This is a genomic window from Ahrensia marina, assembly GCF_001293565.1.
Classification (GTDB): domain Bacteria; phylum Pseudomonadota; class Alphaproteobacteria; order Rhizobiales; family Rhizobiaceae; genus Ahrensia; species Ahrensia marina.
Window position 1 is genome coordinate 264410 of record NZ_JXMU01000001.1, and the last position, 15544, is coordinate 279953.

Annotated in this window: 16 protein-coding genes; 14 read left to right on the forward strand and 2 right to left on the reverse strand. The window is 49.8% G+C overall.

Annotation, left to right across the window (positions count from 1 at the left end; all coding sequences use genetic code 11):
• Positions 1 to 22: 22 nt before the first annotated feature.
• From SU32_RS01185 to SU32_RS01235, 11 genes are all read left to right on the forward strand, one after another.
• Positions 23 to 895 carry a carbohydrate ABC transporter permease gene (locus tag SU32_RS01185; RefSeq protein ID WP_053997480.1) on the forward strand — a complete coding sequence of 291 codons (873 nt, stop codon included), beginning with the start codon at positions 23 to 25 and terminating at the stop codon, positions 893 to 895.
• The gene (locus tag SU32_RS01190) at positions 892 to 1776 is read left to right on the forward strand and encodes a carbohydrate ABC transporter permease (protein WP_053997481.1); all 885 of its coding nucleotides are present in this window, start codon (positions 892 to 894) and stop codon (positions 1774 to 1776) included. Before SU32_RS01185 ends, SU32_RS01190 begins: the two co-directional genes overlap by 4 nt.
• 4 nt (positions 1777 to 1780) lie before the next feature.
• Positions 1781 to 2893: an ABC transporter ATP-binding protein gene (locus SU32_RS01195; RefSeq protein ID WP_053997482.1), complete on the forward strand. Its 1113-nt coding sequence runs from the start codon at positions 1781 to 1783 to the stop codon at positions 2891 to 2893.
• A 14-nt stretch (positions 2894 to 2907) separates the two neighbouring features.
• A complete protein-coding gene (locus tag SU32_RS01200) occupies positions 2908 to 3876 on the forward strand; it encodes an aldose epimerase family protein (RefSeq protein ID WP_053997483.1) in 969 nt (322 codons plus the stop codon).
• A 2-nt stretch (positions 3877 to 3878) separates the two neighbouring features.
• Complete coding sequence (locus tag SU32_RS01205) at positions 3879 to 4556, forward strand: D-lyxose/D-mannose family sugar isomerase (RefSeq protein ID WP_053997484.1); 678 nt, start codon at positions 3879 to 3881, stop codon at positions 4554 to 4556.
• 160 nt (positions 4557 to 4716) lie between these two features.
• Positions 4717 to 5367, forward strand: coding sequence for a GntR family transcriptional regulator (locus SU32_RS01210; RefSeq protein ID WP_053997485.1), 651 nt, complete (start codon positions 4717 to 4719; stop codon positions 5365 to 5367).
• 244 nt (positions 5368 to 5611) lie between these two features.
• Complete coding sequence (locus SU32_RS01215; RefSeq protein WP_053997486.1) at positions 5612 to 7726, forward strand: putative bifunctional diguanylate cyclase/phosphodiesterase; 2115 nt, start codon at positions 5612 to 5614, stop codon at positions 7724 to 7726.
• 136 nt (positions 7727 to 7862) lie between these two features.
• The gene (locus SU32_RS01220) at positions 7863 to 9254 is read left to right on the forward strand and encodes a D-alanyl-D-alanine carboxypeptidase family protein (protein ID WP_053997487.1); all 1392 of its coding nucleotides are present in this window, start codon (positions 7863 to 7865) and stop codon (positions 9252 to 9254) included.
• Between the two features lie 70 nt (positions 9255 to 9324).
• Positions 9325 to 10203 carry an NAD(P)-dependent oxidoreductase gene (locus SU32_RS01225; protein WP_053997488.1) on the forward strand — a complete coding sequence of 293 codons (879 nt, stop codon included), beginning with the start codon at positions 9325 to 9327 and terminating at the stop codon, positions 10201 to 10203.
• 155 nt (positions 10204 to 10358) lie between these two features.
• On the forward strand, positions 10359 to 10700 hold the full coding sequence (locus tag SU32_RS01230) for a YnfA family protein (protein WP_053997489.1): 342 nt from the start codon (positions 10359 to 10361) through the stop codon (positions 10698 to 10700).
• Positions 10701 to 10856: 156 nt separating this feature from the next.
• Positions 10857 to 11369 carry a tRNA (cytidine(34)-2'-O)-methyltransferase gene (locus SU32_RS01235; RefSeq protein ID WP_211097648.1) on the forward strand — a complete coding sequence of 171 codons (513 nt, stop codon included), beginning with the start codon at positions 10857 to 10859 and terminating at the stop codon, positions 11367 to 11369.
• A 39-nt stretch (positions 11370 to 11408) separates the two neighbouring features.
• Here SU32_RS01235 and SU32_RS01240 read toward each other — a convergent pair whose 3' ends face one another.
• Together SU32_RS01240 and SU32_RS01245 are read right to left on the reverse strand one after the other, a co-directional pair.
• Entirely contained in the window at positions 11409 to 11801 is a 393-nt protein-coding gene (locus tag SU32_RS01240; protein WP_053997490.1) for a hypothetical protein, read from the reverse strand.
• 245 nt (positions 11802 to 12046) lie between these two features.
• A complete protein-coding gene (locus SU32_RS01245; protein ID WP_053997491.1) occupies positions 12047 to 13249 on the reverse strand; it encodes a pyridoxal phosphate-dependent aminotransferase in 1203 nt (400 codons plus the stop codon).
• A gap of 225 nt (positions 13250 to 13474) precedes the next feature.
• Here SU32_RS01245 and SU32_RS01250 point away from each other — a divergent pair, with 225 nt between their 5' ends.
• From SU32_RS01250 to SU32_RS01260, 3 genes are all read left to right on the forward strand, one after another.
• Positions 13475 to 14347, forward strand: coding sequence for an EAL domain-containing protein (locus tag SU32_RS01250; protein ID WP_053997492.1), 873 nt, complete (start codon positions 13475 to 13477; stop codon positions 14345 to 14347).
• Between the two features lie 96 nt (positions 14348 to 14443).
• Positions 14444 to 15064, forward strand: a complete 621-nt coding sequence (locus tag SU32_RS01255) for a glutathione S-transferase family protein (protein WP_053997493.1) — start codon at positions 14444 to 14446, stop codon at positions 15062 to 15064.
• A gap of 100 nt (positions 15065 to 15164) precedes the next feature.
• Positions 15165 to 15497, forward strand: coding sequence for a hypothetical protein (locus SU32_RS01260; RefSeq protein WP_053997494.1), 333 nt, complete (start codon positions 15165 to 15167; stop codon positions 15495 to 15497).
• Positions 15498 to 15544 lie beyond the last annotated feature (47 nt).

Below are 15544 nucleotides of genomic sequence, written 5' to 3' on the forward strand. Positions count from 1 at the left end.
TCCCAATTTTGGATATCGAAACATGAACCATTTGCAACAATGGTTGCCGCGCCTCGTGCTGGCACCAAGCTTTTTCGTTATACTTGTGTTTGTGTACGCTTTCATATTGTACACAGGCTATCTGTCATTCACGGATTCCAGAATGTTGCCGTCCTACGGCTGGGTTGGCTTTGAAAACTACACAAAATTATTCAGCTTGCGCCACTGGAACACCGCCCTCGTCAATCTGGCGATCTTTGGCGTGTTATACATCGTCATATGTTCGGCATTGGGATTGCTTTTGGCCATATTGCTGGATCAGAAAATCCGCGGCGAAGGTTTCATACGCCCGATTTATCTCTACCCGATGGCGCTGTCATTTATTGTGACCGGCACAGCCTGGAAATGGTTTCTCGATCCGGGCATCGGCATTGAAAACACCTTCCATAATCTGGGATGGACAAGCTTTCATTTCGACTGGATTAAAGACCGAAATTACGCGATTTACACCGTTGTGATCGCCGCCGTCTGGCAATCATCAGGCTTCGTGATGGCGATGTTTCTGGCTGGTCTGCGCGGCGTTGATAATGAGATTATTAAAGCGGCCCAGATTGACGGCGCCTCACCGGTCCGTATTTACCGTAAAATTATCATTCCCATGATGCGCCCTGTCTTTCTGTCGGCATTCGTCGTGCTCGCACACCTTGCGATTAAAGCCTATGACCTTGTCATTGCGCTGACCGGCGGCGGCCCTGGCCGCGCAACAGAAGTCCCCGCGACCTTTATGTACTCCTACACATTTACCCGCAATCAAATGGGCGTGGGTGCATCATCGGCCATCATCATGATGATCATGGTTTTCTCGATTATCATTCCATATTTGTACAGCGAACTTAAAAGCGGAGATAACCAATGACCCGCGCCATCTCTCAAGACAATGCCGTCAGCAGCAGCCGCATGACACGTGCACTCATCTATGCTGTGCTGCTTGTTTTCATCTTCTATTACCTGCTTCCGCTTTACGTCATGGTGGCAAACTCATTCAAACCGCTGGATGAAATTCGCGGCGGAGACCTGATGGCTCTGCCTAAGGACTGGACAATCGCGCCATGGGCGTCGGCTTGGTCATCGGCTCAAATCGGTGTGGAGCCAACCGGCCTTAAACCCTATTTCATCAACTCTATCCTGATCGTTGTACCTGCGGTTACACTGTCCACTATTTTTGGTGCCCTTAACGGATATGTTCTCACCAAATGGCGTTTTAAAGGTGACGGACTCGTCTTCGGCATGATGCTTCTTTCATGCTTCATCCCCTTTCAAATCGTTCTTATTCCGGGTGCCAAAGTACTTGGCTTTTTGGGTTTGGCCGGAACAATCGAAGGGTTGGTTCTTATACATTTTGCCGCCGGCATCGGTTTTTCAACTTTGTTTTTCCGCAATTATTATGCGGCCTTTCCAACAGAATTGGTCAAAGCCGCGCAAATTGACGGCGCAACATTTTTCCAGATTTTCTGGCGTATCTTGCTGCCAAGTTCGGCTCCAATCATTGTGGTGACTGTGATCTGGCAGTTTACGAACCAATGGAATGACTTCCTCTTCGGTGCATCATTTTCCGGTTTTGGTTCAACACCAATGACCGTTGCACTCAACAATCTCGTCAACTCTTCCACCGGTGTGAAAGAATATAATGTGCATTTCGCAGGCGCTATTCTAGCCGCCCTGCCCACGCTTCTTGTCTACATCGTTGCAGGAAAATATTTCGTACGCGGTCTTATGGCCGGCGCTGTCAAAGGATAAAATAGTGGCCTCGTTAAAAATCAAAAATCTACATAAATCCTACAGCTCCGTTGAGGTTCTAAAGGGTATTGATCTTGAAATCGAAGATGGTGGCTTTCTGGTTCTCGTCGGCCCTTCCGGCTGCGGCAAGTCAACGCTGTTGAACACTATTGCCGGTTTGGAGGACATCACCTCCGGCGAGATACTGATCGGCGGAAACTCAGTTGCCGGATTGCACCCGTCCAAACGCGATATTGCGATGGTATTCCAATCCTACGCCCTGTATCCAAATATGACTGTTGCCCAAAACATCAGCTTTGGCATGGATATTCGCGGCATTGATAAGGCAGAGCAGAAAAAGGCCATCGACAATGTGTCTTCAATTCTGCAAATCGGCGAACTGCTTGACCGCAAACCAAGCCAGCTTTCCGGTGGCCAGCGTCAAAGGGTTGCCATGGGCCGCGCTCTGGTGCGCGATCCGCAGGTCTTTCTGTTCGACGAACCTCTGTCCAATCTTGATGCCAAGCTGCGCGTCGATATGCGTACCGAAATCAAACGCCTGCACGCGCGAATGGGCACAACGATTGTCTATGTCACCCATGACCAGATCGAAGCGCTGACATTGGCAACTAAAATTGCTGTTTTAAAAGACGGCATTTTGCAGCAATTCGGCACACCTGACGAAGTCTATAACGATCCCAAAAACGTATTCGTCGCAACCTTTATGGGTTCACCATCCATGAACCTCATCGAAGCAACGGTTGCAGACAAAGGCAAAAATCTTGTTATTGAAATCGCGTCAACAGATGCCGGCAAGATTGAATTGCCGGTTAAAAATATAGCATCGCTTAAAGATTATATTGGCAAGAAAGTCCTGTTCGGCATTCGTCCCGAAGCGCTGACGGACCGCGAGGGCGCCGACAGAACGTCTAAGCAGATAGCTCATCATGATTGCATGATCGAAGTTGTTGAACCGGCCGGTTCAGACACTTTTGCGGTCGTCAATCTGGGTGGCAAAGAGGCAATTGCACGGCTGCGCGCAGATGCGAAAATTGTAGCGGGCGAGCATGCAAGCCTGGCATTTAACATGTCAAAAGCCGTGTTCTTTGATCCTGAAACCACACAGCGCATTCGATAAAACAGTAAAGTTCAATGTCCGCAATTCTTCAACACCAGTACGATACGGACTGCATCACGCTATCAACCGGCCATGCAAGCGTGGATATATTTGCCTGCGGTGCGAGCGTTCACAACTATGCAGTAAAGCAGGAAGACGGGCAGATATTCAAACCGTTCGCAGAAGCGCCCTGGCTTGATCAATACCGTAACTCGCAAGAGACAAAAGCGCCTCGGCACTTGCAGCTACTTGGTGGCGAATTTCCTTGCGTACCATTTGGCACAACAATGCTCGACACTGCACATCATGGCTACTGCGTGGACCATGACTGGCGCCTGACCGAGCAGAGCGATAACGCCGCAACCTTTGAAATTGATTATCCTGAAAGCCATATTGTTCGCAGCCTGAAACGGTCTGTCAAACTGAACCCGCAATCCGGTGCGCTGGATTTTACGCTGGAAATCGTTGCGCGCAAAAGCGGTACTTTGCCGGTTGGGATACATCCGATTTTCAAAATTGCCGACGATATGCAAATCAGTCTTCCGGACTTTGATCGGGGTGCGAGCGCACCTTGGGCGATCGATGAAAATGACCGACGGCAGCTGCCCGAAGGTGCATTGGTCAGCCAGCACTCACCGTTTTGGGAAAATATTGGATCAGCCCGCAGTGAATTGCTGCAAATCTGGAATGTAAAGGGTAGCATGACGGTGCACTACCCTTCAGAACATTCGAGTGTCAGCCTGAACTGGAATCAAAATCACCTGCCACACTGCCTGTTCTGGCTCGCCAATCCGGGGCTGCGCACCCAAGGTCTCGGCAACGGTTTTACCGGTCTTGGCGTAGAGCCCACCCACTCGTTTTTCGACAAAAACGATCGTGCCAATGATCACTTTCCCCTTCATCAAAATGCCCCAAACCATTTTGGCATTCATCTAAATGCCGGTCAGGTTTGGACAACATCATACCAAATTTCATGCCGCTCGTTCGGCCTTTCGGAGACCTAGAAATGAAGCGCTCGCAAATCAACGACATTCTAAAAGAGGGTGACGCTTTCATCCGATCATTCGGCTATGTTTTGCCGCCCTTTGCCTATCAGTCCCCTGAAGAGTTAAAGACAAGTGACCATGCGATGATCAAAGAACGGGGCATGGGCTGGGATATCACAGACTATGGCCAGGGCAAATATGATGAGCTGGGCCTGTTTCTCTTCACCGTCAGAAACGGTTTGGTGGACGACATCAAAAACGGCTCCGGTATGCTTTATGCTGAAAAGATCATGATCAGCCGTAAAGATCAGCTCTCACCCATGCACCGCCATTTTTTGAAAGCGGAAGACATCATCAATCGCGGCGGCGGCACGCTTGTGCTGGAATTGTTTGCGGGCGCGGAAGACGGCTCGATTGATCGCACCTCTGATGTGGTTGTACCGGTCGACGGCCGCTTAAAAACCCTTCCCGCCGGCGGCTTGCTTAAACTTGCCCCCGGCGAGAGCGTCACGCTTATGCCCGGCGTCTGGCACGCATTTTGGGGCGAAGGGGACGACGTTCTTATCGGAGAGGTTTCAACCGTAAACGATGACCGTCTGGACAATGATTTTGAAATGAAAATTGGCCGGTTTGCAAATGTGGAAGAAGATGAAACACCTACACATTTGCTCGTCTCTGACTACAACAAATATCTTTGATGCAGGCAACGGTTTAAGAGGGCATAAAATACAATCACTACAAACCGACACCTTGAAATGAAATCGTTTCCGGTGATGCAAAGCCACTTTTCTCAATCCCACGCCTTGCCAAACTGATTTGGCAGGACCTAGATTGGTTTACTCAAAGTAAGCCAGAAATATGCAGAAGACTAAATCGAAAAATGTACACAGTGCGACAGTAGCCGAGAAACTCGAAGCGGAAATCGTCGCAGGCCTTTTGACGCCTGGCACTAAGCTCGATGAAAAATCTCTGACACAGCGCTTTAACGTATCACGCACCCCCATTCGTGAAGCATTACAGATAATCTGTTCGCGTTCGCTTGCAGAGCGTCAACCCTATCGCGGTGTCGTGGTCACAGATGTCAGCGTGGAGCGGATAAAATCCATGTTCGAAGCGATGGCTGAAATGGAGGCCATATGCGGCGGTTTTGCCGCCGAACGCATGACCGAAGCCGAACTTGCCTCACTGGAAGGACACCATAAACAAATGGAGCTTCTGGTCAGCCAGGATTCATTTGATCAATATGAGGAGCGCAACACTGCCTTTCATTCCGTAATTTTTGATGGTGCTCACAACGACGATATTAAAATTCTCGCTCACGATATACGGCTGAAGCTTGCCCCTTTCCGCAAAACGCAAATCGGTGCCAAAGAACGCCTCGTTAAATCAAATGAAGATCATGCCATGATCGTCAGCCTGCTAAAAACAGGCAATAAATCCGGCGTTCAGGAGGCGTTGCGCCAGCATATGAGCAGCGCACTAAAAGCAGTGTTGGCAATCCGCCAATAATTTTTAAAGCGGATAATACTCCCGACATTTACACTGCTCACAGCTTGGTGTCGTGCGGTTTGTGTACAAATTCTTTCTGTTTCTCAAAGCGTAGCTAACAAAAGCACTAATTTGGTAAGTGTTTATTCATCATGCCGGTAAGTTTAACTCACTATTTCTTTCAACCCGCAAGATACTGCCCCGCCTATTAGGTTTCGCTTTACCACATCAAGTGAGAGTGCCCTGATGGATGATAGGGGCAATCATGAACATTCTATTTAACTGCATCGCATATATGCACGATCCGGTTTTTCTTGCATTATCGGTCATCACCTTGGTTTGTGGTGCAGTGGTTACACTTCGTTTGTTTGCGCGCGTACGCCGTACTGAAAATGACATTCGCATTTTATGGCTGGCACTGGCAGGACTGATTGGCGGCGGAACGATCTGGAGCACGCATTTTGTTGCCATGATCGCCTATGAAAGCGATTTTATTCTTGGCTATGAACCGGTACTGACTTTCATGTCCCTCATTATCGCGATTACAGCAACCACACTCGGATTTCTAATCGCTTCAGTGACCAAACAATCTTACGTCATAGAATTTGGCGGTATTGTTCTCGGCCTTGGCATTTCCGCCATGCATTATACCGGCATGATGGCAATGAAGGTTCATGGCGCTCTAGAATGGTCAACCGTTCCGGTGATAATCTCGCTAATAACGGGATGTTTTTTTGGTGCTATCACAGTCAACCGTATTGCCCGTCCAATCACCCGCTTTTGTAAATATGGCGGCGCGCTTAGCTTCGTGCTTGCGGTTGCTTCGATGCACTTTGTCAGCATGTCCGGCATGACCATTCTGCCGTCCAATATCCAATTGGAAACGCCAAATCTCATCTCTAAAGAGTTTTTAGGCATTGGTGCCTTCACAGTTATGGCGCTGTTGCTTGCAGTCAGCTTCATTACCAATCTCATTGATATGAAAACAACCGAGGTCACTTCAAAGCATTATGAACACTTGGCGCTTCACGATCCGCTTACCGGATCTTTGAACCGCCGTGGCTGCGAGCAGTTTCTTGATAAGATCATAGCAGTTGGAACCGATGATACCGCGGGCATAGCAGTTTTGGCGGTCGATCTGGATGACTTCAAGGAAATCAACGAAGTTCACGGCCACACAACCGGCGATCATTTATTGTGTGCTATCAATGAAAGAATAAGCAACGTTCTTGGAAACAATGAAACATTGGCGCGCTTTGGCGCGGACGAATTTATCGCCATTAAATCATCGATTTACACCGAGCGTGAAGCCAAGGAGTTTGCAAAGCGCATTTCCAAGGCTGTTTCAAAACCGCTCCTTAAAGGCGATCTGGATATTTCAACCAGTGCAAGCATTGGGTTTTCTTTCTTCCCGCATCATGGCGACACATCAGCTCAGCTGATTGAGAAGGCAAAGCTTGCCATGTACCATTCCAAATCGAATGGAAAAAATGGTATTTCAGCTTACGAAAAAAGCATGGGCGAAGCCAATAAGGAGCGCAACACGCTCGCGCTTGAGCTTTCACAGTCAATCAAGAACGGTGAACTCGAAGTTTACTACCAGCTTCAAAATGACACGCATACACGTGCCATAACCGGTGTAGAGGCCTTGCTGCGATGGAACCACCCTACCCGTGGCATTGTATCGCCGGCCATCTTTATTCCGATTGCAGAAGAGAACGGATTTATCTGCGAAATTGGCGATTGGGTTTTAAAACAGGCATGTAAACAGGCGTCGCAGTGGTCTGTACCGATTAAAGTCGCCGTTAATGTCGCTCCACGTCAATTGACTGATCGTGATCTGCCTAAAAAGGTTCACGCAATTTTGCTTGAAACCGGCCTGTCACCAAGCCGTCTGGAAATCGAAATCACCGAAAGCGGCATCATCGCAGATACCGCCCTTGCACTCCACAGCATAAGGCAGCTCAAAGCACTCGGCGTGAAACTGGCAATGGACGACTACGGCACCGGCTATTCATCGCTGTTTACCTTGCAGAATTTCCCATTCGACAAAATCAAAATCGACAGGGAATTCATCAAAGAAATCAACACGAACAAGCAATCATCTGCGATTGTCCAATCAACATTGATCCTTGGTGACAGTCTCGACATTCCAATTCTTGCAGAGGGCGTTGAAACCGAAGAGCATTTGCAATTTCTGTCAAAGCAAGGCTGTCAGGAAGTTCAGGGCTATCTGTTCGGCAAGCCAATGCCGAACTCGAACCTTGTCAAAATTCTGGACGACCAGGCAGCAAAAGAAAATAATGTCGCAAAGCTGAACCGCAAACCTGCAACCGTGACGGGCCGGAGCGAAGCACGGCGACTGCAAGTGGTATCATAGATACTATCTGCTATCGGATAAAATCAGGCTTGTTTTTTGCAATTGGCATGTCTGCCATATTAACGCCGTGCTTACCATTTTAGTGGACTGATCTTTGATTTATGCGATCAAACTCATACCAGCTCCACAGGACACCATGTTGACTTCGCGCCGCGCTATTTTAGCACTGATCATTCCAACACTTGCGTATTTTATGGCTTCAATAGCTGCTTTTGCAGCCTATGAACCGCCGCGTTCCGCACTGGTGATAGATGTCGGCAAAAACCAAACCCTGTTCGAAGATAGCGCTTCGGCAATACGTCACCCTGCATCTTTGACCAAAATGATGACGCTTTATCTGGTGTTTGAAGCGCTGGAGAGCGGTAAAATCAAGCTGGACACAGGCGTTGTCGCATCACGTCATTCTGCCGACCGCCCTCCTTCCCGCCTTGGCCACAGCATGGGCGAAGTTATTCCGGTTGATCTGGCGATTGATGCGCTCGTAGTACGCTCCGCCAATGATGTCGCCGCCGCTATTGCAGAAATGCTCGCCGGAAGTGAAGAAGCTTTTGCCGCCAAAATGACTGCAAAGGCCCGTGAACTCGGCATGAAAGATACGGTTTACAAAAACGCATCAGGGCTGCCCGATAAAGAGCAGGTCACAACCGCACGCGATCAGGCAATATTGGGCATTGCTTTAAAGCGCGATTTTCCAACGCACTTCCCGCGTTTTTCCATTCCGAGCGTTTCTTACAAAGACCGCACATGGGAAACCCACAATAATCTGCTTGGAAAAGTCAAAACCGTGACCGGCATCAAAACAGGCTTTATCAACGCCTCCGGTTTTAATGTTGTGACTTATTCTGAAGAGATATCAGGCGACAAAATTGTCGTCGTTATGGGCGGACGCTCTGCCAAGGAGCGCGACCAGATCGCGATGGATATCCTGGAAGGCCGCAAGCCGATCTATCAGCTTTCAAAAGACCAGCTTATCGCGCGCAATGCCGCTGACAAAAAAGAGCAGATTGCAGCGGCAAAAGCAAAAGCTGCCGAGCAGGAAGCCGCGCAAAAGATTGCCGATAAAATTAGCACGGCCCTTGTTATCGCTGCTGTCGAGACCAAGGATCAGGCCACCCGCGAACCGGCTGACATTACAGCATCTGTGGAAAAACAAGCCGATGAAATACAGGAACTCGCTCTTGCCGATGCCGCCCCTGCCTTGGCGAGCGAACCGCAAGCGATAGCCAAAGCGATGGCTGATACTCCGCCTGCCACGTCTGAACCGGCCGACGATCCCATTTCACGCTATGCTATTCAGGTCGGCGCATTGCCAAGTCAAGAGCGCGCCATGGAACGGCTCACCCTTGCACGTCCCGCACTTGCCAGTACGGCCAATGCGCTGCGCCAATATACTGTTCCGCTGGAGACAAGCCGTGGCATGGTTTACCGTGCCCGCATTATCGGTTTTTCCAGCATGCAGGATGCTTTTGACGCCTGCTCGCTGATGGAAGCGAAAAAAATTGAATGCATGGCCCTAATTCAAAAATAGAGCGGTTTTGTTTCTGATGTGAGGCTGCTATCCCTTGGGAAAAGAGCAGTCACAAATCAGGATTTTACCAATGGCAAAAGTTGCATTCATCGGTCTGGGCGTTATGGGCTACCCAATGGCGGGCCACATCGCCAAAGCCGGACATGATGTCACCGTCTATAACCGCACCGCAGCCAAAGCTGAAAAATGGGCTGGTGAATTTGGCGGCAAAGCCGCATCCACACCGGCAAAAGCCGCAGAAGACTGCGACTTTGTATTTTCCTGTGTGGGCAATGATGATGATCTGCGGTCCGTCACAACGGGGCCGGACGGCGCTTTTGGCACGATGAAAAAAGCCGCGGTCTTTATCGACAACACCACAGCATCAGCCGATGTGGCACGTGAACTCGGCAAAGCAGCATCTGAGGCCGGATTCGGCTTTTTGGACGCGCCTGTTTCAGGCGGTCAGGCTGGCGCTGAAAACGGCGTGCTGACTGTGATGATCGGCGGTGATGAAGAGGTTTTTAACACGGCAAAACCGGTCATTGAGTGCTATGCGAAAATGATCGGCAGAATGGGTGACATCGGCGCCGGACAGCTCACCAAAATGGTCAATCAGATCTGCATCGCCGGACTGGTTCAGGGCCTGTCGGAAGGCATCCATTTTGCCCAAAACGCAAGGCTGGATATTGAGGCTGTTATTGATGTCATTTCCAAAGGCGCAGCCGGTTCATGGCAGATGGAAAACCGCCATAAAACCATGATGGACGGTGAATATAATCACGGCTTTGCTGTCGACTGGATGCGTAAAGATTTGGCGATCTGTCTGGCAGAGGCAAACAATAATGGTGCCTCCCTGCCCGGCACAGCCCTTATCGACCAATATTATGCCGATGTGCAAAAAATGGGAGGCAACCGCTGGGATACGTCATCGCTCTTGGCACGGCTGAACAAATTTAGCGGGAAGTAATGCCGAGGCCTGTGGCGGATAATGGCGAAAGTTGAGAGCCTATCAATGTGCTATTCGGCACTTAAAACAAGCTTCATTGTTAAGCGGTTGTTCGAGATTGTGGTGACACGGACAACAGTAGCTGAACGACAGTTTTGCAGTCAGGCGCGCCTTTGATGAAACAGTTTTTAAGCAGTTCAGCGATCTATCTGGCCGCAGCAATTGCTGAAATTGCGGGCTGTTTTGCTTTCTGGGCATGGCTGAAAATGGGAAAATCCATTTGGTGGATTGTGCCCGGCATCGGCGCACTTATTGCTTTTGCATGGCTCCTGACACTCGCCCCCAGCAGCTATGCCGGACGCGCCTATGCGGCCTATGGCGGCGTTTACATCTCTGCTTCCCTGTTCTGGCTTTGGTGGGTTGAAGGACAGACACCTGACGAATGGGATATGATTGGCGTCGCATTGGCATTCATCGCGGCGGCCATTATTTTGTTCGCACCGCGCGCAACCGTTTAGTTGCGGTGCAGGTATTCGAAAAGATGCGCTATTTTACGGAGCCGTAGAGCTAGTACGCGCTGCGCTTCTTGCATCCACCCACAATGGAGCCTGCCGGTCTCAAGTCCGTAAAACCAACATTGCTAACTTTTCCGCATCGCGTTAACAGAGCCCGACATGCGCAAAGCCACGCAAATTGTGAGAAAGCCTAAAAACGCAATGTCTGAACCGCGTCTGAAAATCGTTCTGGTAACCCCAGAAATTCCCTACAATACAGGTGCCATCGGGCGCACATGCGTGGCGTTGAACTTAGAACTCATCCTTATCAAGCCCTATGGCTTTTCGATCGAAGAGAAGGCCGTCCGGCGTGCCGGCATGGATTACTGGAAACATGTCCAGCTTACACAATATGAAAGCTGGGATGACTTTATAGAAACGCGCAATCCACCGCGCGAAAACCTCTACTTTTTCGAAGAGCACGGTGCCCAGACCGTCTATGATGCCGACTATAATCAGGACGGCTATCTGGTATTCGGGTGCGAAACCAAGGGTCTGCCGCCCGCCATATTGGACGGCATGGAAGACCGCGTTTTTAACTTGCCGATGCTCAATCCGGTCGTGCGCTCGCTTAATTTGGCAAACACCGCGACCGCCGTGATTTATCAGGCTTTACGCACGAGATTGAGCTGATGAAAATTGCGCCAGGTCGTTCCCTTCACATTGATGTAATTAGTGTAAACCGTCGAGATAGACTTTAGTGCGCTGGTCTATCATTTCGCCCGTTTTTGGATCGAACTTTTGTGTCATAACCGTTACCTTTCTGCCTCTTGTGGTAATGGTTTTCGCAGATTTTTTACGGCCTTTTTTATCGTAAGTGATCTCCCACTCCATGTCCCAGCCTTTTCCTCCTCCAGTGCCGGTTGCAGGTTTTCCGTCCTTATCATAATTGGTCCACATCCAGTCACCATTTGGCCAAGTCACTTTCGTGCGTTTGAGCTTGCCCTTTTTATCAGTCATGATCTTTAAATCGACCCAAGTCGGCACCAATCCTGTTAAGTGCAGGAATGGAATTGTGCCCTCGTTGGATTTATCGCTTTTAAGTTTCTTTGGCGCTTTTGACATAGGCTCCTCCTGTAGATTGCTAAAGCCGGACTCCTAAAAAGAAAATTCATGAATAATGTAGCGGTATGAGCAGTCCGATATCCCAACCGGTCAGCCAATATACCGCGAAAAAACTTAATGGCGAAATTCGCTCACGCCAGGACAGGTCAGAAGGCCTGTTAAGCAATGCAAAGCCTATAAACAAACACAACAAAAAAGGGCCGGTAATCACCGGCCCCCGTTCAATACAACTATTTCAAGTAAACTTATTTACAAGCAGCGCAGAAGCGCTGGATGCGTTCACAAGCCACTTCGAGTGTTTCGGTTGATGTCGCATAGGAAACGCGGAAGTTTGGTCCAAGACCAAACGCCGAGCCATGAACAGCCGCCACGCCTTCTTCGGCAAGCAGTTCCATTACGAAATCTTCGTCCGTTTCAATGACTTTGCCTGACGGTGCTGTTTTGCCAATCAGTGCCTTGCATGACGGGTAAACATAAAACGCACCTTCCGGCTTCGGGCATTCAAGACCGGACGCCTGATTGAGCATGGAGACAACAAGGTCGCGGCGTTCTTCGAATTTGCCGCGCGCTTCCTCGATATAATCCTGCGGACCATTAAGCGCTTCAACAGCGGCCCACTGCGCAATCGAACACGCACCGGAAGTCTGCTGTCCCTGAATCATATCCATCGCTTTGATGAGTTCAAGCGGTCCTGCCGCATAACCAATACGCCAGCCGGTCATTGAATAGGCTTTTGAGACACCATTCATGGTGAGTGTACGGTCGTGTAGCTTCGGCTCCACCTGAGCGACAGAGTGGTATTTGAAATTGCCGTAGCAAAGATGCTCGTAAATATCGTCTGTCAAAACCCACACATGCGGATGGCGCAGCAGTACATCGGTGATCGCTTTAAGCTCATCGAAGGTATAAGCCGCACCGGACGGGTTGGACGGAGAGTTAAACATCAGCCATTTGGTTTTCGGCGTGATTGCCGCTTCCAATGCCTCCGGCGTCAGTTTGAAACTGTCTTCCATTTTGGTTTCGACAACAACGCTTGTTCCGCCGCAAATCGCCACCATTTCCGGATAGCTAACCCAATAAGGCGCAGGAATGATAACCTCATCGCCAGGGTTCAGCGTTGCCATAAATGCATTGAACAGGATCTGCTTGCCGCCGGTGCCGACAATGGTTTGCGCGGCGGTATATTCAAGATCGTTTTCGCGCTTGAACTTGGCAACAATCGCCTCGCGCAAAGGCACGATACCGGATACAGGCGTATATTTTGTTTCGCCGCGATTGATCGCCTCGATCGCTGCGTCTTTGATATTTTGCGGCGTATCAAAATCAGGCTCGCCGACGGAAAGTGAAATGACGTCCTTACCCGTGGCCTTCAATTCGCGTGCCTTTTGCGTGACAGCGATTGTCGCTGATGGTTTTACACGGGAAAGAATGTCAGCCAGGAATGCCATTTTTAGTCTCCATAGAGTTTAAAGCCGGAGGCAGGCTGCCTCCAATTCGGGCGCCGTCGCTATGCGCCAATTCTGGGAAAGGTGCAAGCGCCGATGCGCCTTGTACATGTAAACGAGCGCGAATTGCCGCAAAAATCGAAATTTTCTGTAGCCAGCGAATTCACCAATCGTTAACCATAAATTTAAAGGATTGGGAGAATATGACTCGTCATTCAAACGAGTCGGATGGAAATTTTGCAAGAAGCTGTCAACAAACCGGTCGAAAAAGAAGAAGTATCTGCTTGTCTCATGCGCGCAGACGATGGCGCGTGGGTCGGCAATTATCGCGGTTTCGTGCTGAAAACCGCCTTTCAGCCAATCTTCAGATTTATCGGCGGCAAATTACGCCCCATCGCATTTGAAGGCTTGCTGCGCCCGCAAAAGGACGACACGCTGATGTTGCCAGGCGCTTTTTTCAACCAGCTCGACGCTGACGAAATCAGCTTGGTCGAAGCGATCTCGCGCACGCTCCATGTACGCAACGCCGCATCCCTGCCCGTTCAGGCGCGTCAGTTGTTTTTGAATTTTGATCCGGCCGCCCTTGCCTCGAAATCAACATTTGAGAAAATGGTTGATGATCTTGGCACAGAATTGCGCGCATCCGACATCATGCCGAATGCATGCGTGTGCGAGATCATCGAGAGTGCGGCGAAGAACAAAGACGATCTGCGCTATTTTGTCTATACGCTGCGCGCGCGCGGATATCATATCGCAGTGGATGATTTTGGCGCTCAATCTTCCAATATGGAGCGCATCGAAGATCTGACGCCGGATATCGTCAAACTTGATGGCCCGATGGTCAAAGCACTGATGGACAGCCCGGACGGTTACAAGCAGCTCAAAGAGCTTATTGCGCGTTTTAAAGAGCTGCGTATTCAGGTCGTTGCCGAAGGTCTGGAAGCAAGCTGGCAAATCGAGATGGCCGAAAGCGCCGGTGCGCAGATGGTGCAGGGTTTTGCCGCGGCAATACCGCGTATCGCGCCGGCAGATTTCAGTGAATGGTTTCAGGGAACCAAAGGCTTCCCGATGCCTTCGTTTGGCCGTCCGGCAGCGCGCTGAATTCAATTTTCCTGATAGCCCGCATCAAATAAAATCCATTGCCTGATCACCAAAGTTTGGATCAAAGCAGATGATCGCAATGCTGGAGGCGCGAACGTGCTAAAACTCTATTCCATGCCATCTTCGGGCAATTCCTATAAGGTGCGCCTGCTGCTTCACCAGCTTGGCATCTCTTTTGAACATATTGATTGTGAAGTCGGCTCCGGTGTTACGACAAGTGATTGGTTTCGCGCAAAAAATCCGAATGGAAAAGTACCGCTTCTGGAACTAGAAGACGGACGCCTGATTGCTGAATCCAATGCAATTTTGCTTTATCTGGCGCATGACAGCGCCTATCTGCCTACGGAGCGATACGCCTGCGCCAAAGTGCATGAATGGTTGTTCTTTGAGCAGAATTTTCACGAAGGCACAATCGCAACGCGGCAGGCCATATTTAAATATGAGAACCGCGCGCACTTGCGTACACCTGAGCATCTTGATCCGCTGCTCGTTTCCGGTCACCGTGCACTGGGCGTAATGGAAGCCCAATTGGAAAAGACACCGTTTATCGCCGGAGACAGCTACACCGTCGCCGATATTGCGCTTTACGCTTACACCCATACAGCGGGTGAAATCGGTAAATTCGATATGGATCGTTTTCCATTTATTAACAAATGGTTAAAGAAGATTAGCGAACAAAAAGATTACGTGAGCCTCAATTGGCTTCCCGCCACATAACAGCCACAAACTTACCCCGACTTTGCCCAAATACGCGCCTCATGATGCCCCAATTTGATGCAAATTTTATCCAATGAGATAAGAGCTTCAGAGGCAGATCATGCGTATTTTAAAAAACGAACAGGAAATTGAGCAGGGATATTTCCGCTCTCTCGCAATTGTTGCAGCCACCTTTGTTGTCGCAAATCTGGTTCTCTTTATCGGCTTTACAACCTCCGCACATGCTCAGGCGCTGGACAGCACCGCCTCCGTAATGCACCTCGCCAAAATGCTGGCTGCCCCTGATGTGACCCCGGATTTTTCCCTCAGCGGTAGCAATCTTATGGTGTTTGGTGCCATGGGTACCGGCCTTTTGGTGATGGCCGCCGGCTTGGTCGCCATGACTAAAAATCTGGTGCGTGATTTGAGCGAACCTGAGAATTCGCGATACTAGCCACACCCTGTGGCTGTGTCCTGGCCCGACATTTCGCCCCCACCAAT

What these genes read in the sequence shown, in the direction of transcription:
- SU32_RS01185 (WP_053997480.1), top strand. Translation starts at nt 23, where the DNA reads ATGAACCATTTGCAACAATGGTTGCCGCGCCTCGTGCTGGCACCAAGC.
- SU32_RS01190 (WP_053997481.1), top strand. Translation starts at nt 892, where the DNA reads ATGACCCGCGCCATCTCTCAAGACAATGCCGTCAGCAGCAGCCGCATG.
- SU32_RS01200 (WP_053997483.1), top strand. Translation starts at nt 2,908, where the DNA reads ATGTCCGCAATTCTTCAACACCAGTACGATACGGACTGCATCACGCTA.
- SU32_RS01205 (WP_053997484.1), top strand. Translation starts at nt 3,879, where the DNA reads ATGAAGCGCTCGCAAATCAACGACATTCTAAAAGAGGGTGACGCTTTC.
- SU32_RS01210 (WP_053997485.1), top strand. Translation starts at nt 4,717, where the DNA reads ATGCAGAAGACTAAATCGAAAAATGTACACAGTGCGACAGTAGCCGAG.
- SU32_RS01215 (WP_053997486.1), top strand. Translation starts at nt 5,612, where the DNA reads ATGAACATTCTATTTAACTGCATCGCATATATGCACGATCCGGTTTTT.
- SU32_RS01220 (WP_053997487.1), top strand. Translation starts at nt 7,863, where the DNA reads ATGTTGACTTCGCGCCGCGCTATTTTAGCACTGATCATTCCAACACTT.
- SU32_RS01225 (WP_053997488.1), top strand. Translation starts at nt 9,325, where the DNA reads ATGGCAAAAGTTGCATTCATCGGTCTGGGCGTTATGGGCTACCCAATG.
- SU32_RS01230 (WP_053997489.1), top strand. Translation starts at nt 10,359, where the DNA reads ATGAAACAGTTTTTAAGCAGTTCAGCGATCTATCTGGCCGCAGCAATT.
- SU32_RS01235 (WP_211097648.1), top strand. Translation starts at nt 10,857, where the DNA reads ATGCGCAAAGCCACGCAAATTGTGAGAAAGCCTAAAAACGCAATGTCT.
- SU32_RS01240 (WP_053997490.1), bottom strand. Translation starts at nt 11,801, where the DNA reads ATGTCAAAAGCGCCAAAGAAACTTAAAAGCGATAAATCCAACGAGGGC.
- SU32_RS01245 (WP_053997491.1), bottom strand. Translation starts at nt 13,249, where the DNA reads ATGGCATTCCTGGCTGACATTCTTTCCCGTGTAAAACCATCAGCGACA.
- SU32_RS01250 (WP_053997492.1), top strand. Translation starts at nt 13,475, where the DNA reads ATGGAAATTTTGCAAGAAGCTGTCAACAAACCGGTCGAAAAAGAAGAA.
- SU32_RS01260 (WP_053997494.1), top strand. Translation starts at nt 15,165, where the DNA reads ATGCGTATTTTAAAAAACGAACAGGAAATTGAGCAGGGATATTTCCGC.